This window comes from Patulibacter sp. NPDC049589 (assembly GCF_040675535.1).
Taxonomy (GTDB): Bacteria; Actinomycetota; Thermoleophilia; order Solirubrobacterales; family Solirubrobacteraceae; genus Patulibacter.
Genome location: NZ_JBFAPC010000252.1, coordinates 1 through 5,238, shown reverse-complemented (window position 1 = coordinate 5,238; position 5,238 = coordinate 1). Strand labels below are relative to the sequence as shown.

Here is a 5,238-nt window from a genome sequence, read left to right as displayed (position 1 = left end):
GTACCGTCCGGGAGCGGCCCGCGCCGGCCGTCCGGGGACGGCCCGCGTCGTCCCTCCGCCGACGGCCCCCGGCGCCCCGGCGGCGCCCGCCCCGCGGCGCCGCGCCGGATCACCGGCCGGCTCGTGGCCCTCAGCGTCGTCCTGGTGCTCGTGCTCGCGGTCGTCGTGACGTCGCTCGTGATCGGCAAGAGCCACGACGGCGAGGCCCTGCCCGGGACCCGCGTCGCGGGGATCTCCGTCGCGGGCATCCCGGCGGACCGGATCGCCGAGCGCCTCGGCCCGGTCCTCGGCGCGCAGCGCACCGTGCTCCTGCGGGCCGACGGCGACACCATCGCCGTCAAGGCGTCCGACCTCGGCTACGCGATCGACCTCGACGCCACGGCCAAGGCGGCCGTCGACGCCGGTCGCGGCGGCGGCCTGAACGCGATCGTCGGCCCCCTGAAGGGCCTCGTGACCCACCGCGACGTCCCGGTCCGCTCGACGTTCGACACCACCAAGGCCCGCAAGGCGCTGGCCGGCGTGACCGAGAAGGTCGCCCGCGGCGCCTACGCCGGCGCCCTGAAGGTCGACCCGGAGACGCTCGAGGTCTCGACCACGAAGTCCCGGGCCGGGCGCACGGTCGACACCGCCAAGCTCGTGTCGCGGATCCGCCGCGAGCTGCGCGCCGGCCGCCGCGGTCCGCTGGACGTCCCGCTGAAGGCCGTCCCGGCGGTCTCGGCGTCGGACCTGCAGACCCTCGCCGGCGCGGCGGAGGAGTACCTGCGCCAGCCGCTGCGCCTGACCGGCGCGGGCTCGCCGCTGACCCTGACCACCGCGCAGACGGCCGACCTGCTCGCGCTCGAGAGCCGCGAGGACGGCCGCAGCGCGACGCTCGGCGCCGGCGGCAAGGCGCTGACCGCGCTCCTGGACCGGATCGTCAAGCGCGGCCGCAAGGTCGCCCGCGACGCCACGGTGTCGGCCCCCGCGTCGGGCGCGAGCCTGACGGAGAAGGGCGACGTCAGCTGGCGGCCGAAGTCGGCCTCGGTCACCGTCCGGGCCGGCCGCGTCGGCCGCGAGGTCCGGCGCGACCTGCTCGCGACCCGCATCGAGACCGCGATCCGGGCCGGCCGGCACACGGTCGCCGTCCCCCGGAAGACGGTGCAGCCGAAGGTCACCTCCACGACCGCGCGGAGGATCGACAGCCTGATCGGCACCTTCACCACGCCCTACGTCGCCGGTCAGCCCCGGGTGACGAACATCCGGCAGATGGCCCGCACCGTCGACGGGACCGTGATCGCGCCGGGCCAGCAGTTCTCGCTCAACGGCATCACCGGCGAGCGGACGAAGGCCAAGGGCTACGTCGAGGCGCCGTTCATCTCCGACAACCGGATCGAGCCGTCGATCGGCGGCGGCGTCTCGCAGTTCTCGACGACGATGTACAACGCCGCGTACTTCGCCGGCCTGCAGATCGACGCCCACCAGCCGCACAGCCTCTACATCGACCGCTATCCGCCGGGCCGCGAGTCGACGCTGAACTTCCCCGACATCGACATGCGGTGGACGAACGACACCGACGCCCCGGTGCTCATCCGCACGAGCTACGACGACGCCGGCGTGACGGTCACGCTCTACGGCGACAACGGCGGCCGGCGCGTCACGGCGAAGGCCGGGGACCGCGAGAAGGCCGACGGCGGCGACTTCCAGATCACCGTCACCCGGACGATCCGCTACGGGGACGGCCGCACGGACTCGCAGGCGTCCACCACCCGCTACGAGAACGAGCAGGAGGGGTCCTCGGAGTGAGCCCCGCGGCGCGTTAGGGTCCCGACATGGCCGCGTCCTTCAGCACCGCCAAGCTCGCCCCGACCGCTCCCGAGCGCTTCAACCGGCTGCGCAAGCCGCTCGGCGTCACGAGCTTCGGGATCAACCAGCTCGTCCTGGAGCCCGGCCAGCGCATGCGGATCCACGAGCACGAGCGCCAGGAGGAGGTCTACCTCGTCCTCGCGGGCCGTCTGACGGTGGCGTTCGAGGACGGGGAGCACGACTTCGGCCCGGACGAGCTGATCCGGATCGCGCCGGAGGTCCGCCGGAGCCTGCTCAACCGCGGGCCCGAGCGCCTGTCGGTGCTGGCGCTCGGCGGCTACGGGGAGCACGAGCCCCGCGACGCCCGCGCGTACGCGGCCTGGGACGGTGAGCCGCAGTCCGTGGCGGACGTGCCGCTGCCCGACGACCTGCCGGCGTCCGAGCTGCGGAGCGCCTGAGCGGTGACCGGGGAGCAGCGCTGGGGCCGCGGGGCGAGCCGCGTCGGCAGCCGGTTCCGGGCGGCGGGCGGCACCCTGCTCGTGCTCGGCGACGACGTCGTGTTCCGCCCCTCGCCGCTGGAGCGGCGGCTGAAGGAGCCCGATTGGGCGCTGCCGCTGGCCGAGGTCACGGGCTTCCGCGTCGCGGGGGTCCGGGTGCTCGACGCGTTCGCGGGCGGGCTGCGGCCGCGCCTGGCACTCGACCAGGGCCGGGGGACGACCCACCTCTTCGTGATCGCCGACCCGGCGTCCGCGGCGAAGGAGCTGCTGGCGCTGGCCGCGGAGTCGGCCGTCGGGCGGGTCTGAGCGCCCAGCCCTTCCCGGCCTCCGGGTCCACGGGCGCCGGGTCCGTCGACGAGCTCGAACGAGGTGGACCGGATGCGGACGGTCCGAGGCGAGCGGGCCCGGCGGATGGGGGTGGCACCGGCGCCCCTCACGCGGAGGGACGCCGGGCCGGCCGGGCCCGGGTGGTCAGTCGGCGAGGGCGGCGCCGGACGCGACGGGCGCGTCGAGGCGCGCCAGGTAGTCGTCGAGGAGCAGCTGGGTGTTCGCCAGCCGGGTGCGCAGGCGTTCGAGGGCGTCGACCGTGCGCCGGGTCTGTCGCGGCGCGGCCGGACCCCCGATCAGCTGGTCCGACCCGCCCGGTGCGGTCGGATCACGGAACGGTTCGTCGAGCGCCTGCTCCGGAGGCGATCCGGCGGGAATCATGCCGTCGTCTCCGGGTCGAGGGGCTGCGAGGAACGCGCGGATCGGGATACGAGCGAGTTCACGCGGTCATCCTACGCGAAAATACGTTCTCGTACATTCGTTCTCGGGAGTGGGCGCGGAGGGCGTCGTCCCGTCGGGGACGGCGTACGTGCGGGGCCCTGCCGGAGGCGTCCGCTACGCCGTAGACCTCCACGTCCGCTGGAGTTCCGCGACGTCCGGCCCGCGACCGACGTCACAGGGCTCGCGGCGGTGGGGGGCCCCGGCCCGCGGGGCGCGTGGCGGTGCCGGGCGGGCGGCGGGTCAGCCGTCGCCCGGCACGGGGGGGCCGGCCCAGGCGGATCGGGCCGCGGGCCCCGGACGGATCGACCGGCCGGCCGCCCTGCCGGAGCTCGAGCCGCCCGGCCCCGGCCTCGTCCGCCGCGACGCGCCGCACGTCGTCCATCAGCGCCCGCCAGTCGCCGTCCGGGCGCAGCGCCCGGGCCGCGTCGGACGGGCAGATCGTGGCGCCGGCCCGACGGGCGTCCAGGAGCCCGTCGATCGTCTCGCGGATCCGGTCGTCCGAGGACACGCCGGACTCAGGGAGCCGGGGTCGTGACGCCGGCCGGACCGGCCGAGCGGGCGGGGCCCGGGGGCCCGGGCGGGCCCCAGCTCAGGCGTCCGTCGCCGGCGATCGGGTGGGACGGCCCGAGCAGCACGTGCTGGCCGAGCACCTGGGCGGCGACGCTCTTGGTCCGGGCCAGGACCTCGCGGACGTCGCTCTTCTGGCCCTGCCGGCCGTAGCGGTGCAGGTCGCTCGTGACGCCCTGGGCGCTGATTCCCGCGGCGCGGGCCAGGTACAGCGAGCGCGCCATGTGGAAGCCCTGCGTGACGACGACCGCGTCGCGGACCCCGAAGACCTCGCGGGCGCGCACCATCGTCGCGCGGGTGTCGACGCCCGCGTGGTCGGTGAAGATCGCGGAGCCCGGGACCCCGGCCTTCTGGAGGGCCCGACGCATGGTCGTCGGCTCGTCGTAGCCCCAGCGGAGGTGGTCGCCCGAGACGAGGATCCGGTGGACCTTGCCGGCCCGCCAGAGCTGCAGCGCGCGGTCGACGCGGTCCTGAAGCATGCCGCTCATGCGCCCGTCGGGGTTCACGAGCGCGCCGAGGACGATCGCGGTCTGCGCGGGGCGGACGGCGGCGACGTCGTCGGTGCCCCCGGATCCGCGCGCGAGGACGTAGCCGTTGCTCGCGGAGACCGCCGCGGCGAGGACGAGAACGAGCCCCAGCAGCAGCCGGAGCGGTCGGGACCGGGGCAACGCACGCACACCGACAGCGTAGCCCGCACGCGATCGGCCCGGGGCCGGTCGCCGGGAGGAGCGTCGCTGCGGCGGAGGATCGCGCGCGAGCCGGCGCGAAGTCGGCACCGTCCCGGGGTCCCGCGCGACACCGGCGCTCGTAGCGTCCCGGCCATGCTCCAGTCCCCCTCCGGGCGCCGCGCCGCCCGGGCCCTCACCGCCGTCTCCTGCGCCGCGTTCCTGGCGGCCTGCGGGGGTGACGGCGGCGCCGGGCCTCCCGCGGCGTCGACGTCCGCCGGCGGGGATCGTCCCGCGGGCGCGTCGTCGTCCGCGGGCCGCGACCGCTCCGGCGCGTGGCCCGGACGGACCGACGACCGCGACGTGATCGCCCGGCGGCGGGTCGCGCTGCGGACCCCCGAGGACGCGCCGGCCGACGTCCGGCCCACCGCCGACCTGCTGGTGCGCGGGCTGACGGTCCGCGGGCGGCTCGCGACCCTGCGCTTCACGGCCGTCGTCCACGGGTGGACGTGGGACGCGCCGCGGTTCGAGGGCGGGAGGGCCCCGTACGCCCCGACGCTCTACGAGATCGACCCGGGCCGCAACACCGACGTGGTCGACGCGCACCTGATCGATCCGGTTCACCTCCGCCGTCACGCGCCGCTGGAGGACAGCGAGGGCGAGGTGCTCGCCTCGATGACCTGGGCCGGCGGGGCCGACGGCCTGCCGATCGACGCCAGCTGGATGTTCGCGGCGCCGCCGGAGGGCGTCGACGCGGTGGACGTCCAGGTCGGCAGCTGGCCGGTGTTCCGCGAGGTCCCGGTGACCCGGCGATGAGGGCGCGCGGTCCCGGCGCGGGATCCCGCCGCCCTTCGGGCGCACGACGGCGTCGCGCCGTCCGCGCGACGGCACCACGGGGAGGGGCCGCAGAAATGCACCAACAAAACGATAAGGCGGGCGGGGTGGGGGGGCGCGGGGGA

The 5,238-nt window shown here is 76.4% G+C and carries 7 protein-coding genes; 4 read left to right on the top strand and 3 right to left on the bottom strand.

Translation table 11 applies throughout. The features are described 5' to 3' along the window. From AB0L40_RS26290 to AB0L40_RS26280, 3 genes are all read left to right on the top strand, one after another. Positions 1 to 1,782: VanW family protein (locus AB0L40_RS26290; protein WP_364361520.1), on the top strand; the 1,782-nt coding region annotated here is incomplete at its 5' end. A gap of 26 nt (positions 1,783 to 1,808) precedes the next feature. Further along, entirely contained in the window at positions 1,809 to 2,240 is a 432-nt protein-coding gene (locus AB0L40_RS26285; RefSeq protein WP_364361518.1) for a cupin domain-containing protein, read from the top strand. Positions 2,241 to 2,243: 3 nt separating this feature from the next. After that, on the top strand, positions 2,244 to 2,585 hold the full coding sequence (locus AB0L40_RS26280) for a hypothetical protein (RefSeq protein WP_364361516.1): 342 nt from the start codon (positions 2,244 to 2,246) through the stop codon (positions 2,583 to 2,585). A gap of 165 nt (positions 2,586 to 2,750) precedes the next feature. Here AB0L40_RS26280 and AB0L40_RS26275 read toward each other — a convergent pair whose 3' ends face one another. The 3 genes from AB0L40_RS26275 to AB0L40_RS26265 all read right to left on the bottom strand — a co-directional run bounded on the left by AB0L40_RS26275 (position 2,751) and on the right by AB0L40_RS26265 (position 4,291). Next, positions 2,751 to 2,987 (bottom strand): hypothetical protein, encoded by a 237-nt coding sequence (locus tag AB0L40_RS26275; RefSeq protein ID WP_364361514.1) that lies wholly within the window; start codon positions 2,985 to 2,987, stop codon positions 2,751 to 2,753. A gap of 232 nt (positions 2,988 to 3,219) precedes the next feature. Next, positions 3,220 to 3,555, bottom strand: a complete 336-nt coding sequence (locus tag AB0L40_RS26270) for a DUF3253 domain-containing protein (RefSeq protein WP_364361512.1) — start codon at positions 3,553 to 3,555, stop codon at positions 3,220 to 3,222. A 7-nt stretch (positions 3,556 to 3,562) separates the two neighbouring features. Next, positions 3,563 to 4,291: an ElyC/SanA/YdcF family protein gene (locus AB0L40_RS26265; protein ID WP_364361510.1), complete on the bottom strand. Its 729-nt coding sequence runs from the start codon at positions 4,289 to 4,291 to the stop codon at positions 3,563 to 3,565. A 144-nt stretch (positions 4,292 to 4,435) separates the two neighbouring features. Here AB0L40_RS26265 and AB0L40_RS26260 point away from each other — a divergent pair, with 144 nt between their 5' ends. Beyond that, positions 4,436 to 5,095 carry a hypothetical protein gene (locus tag AB0L40_RS26260; protein ID WP_364361508.1) on the top strand — a complete coding sequence of 220 codons (660 nt, stop codon included), beginning with the start codon at positions 4,436 to 4,438 and terminating at the stop codon, positions 5,093 to 5,095. The last annotated feature ends 143 nt before the right edge of the window (positions 5,096 to 5,238 follow it).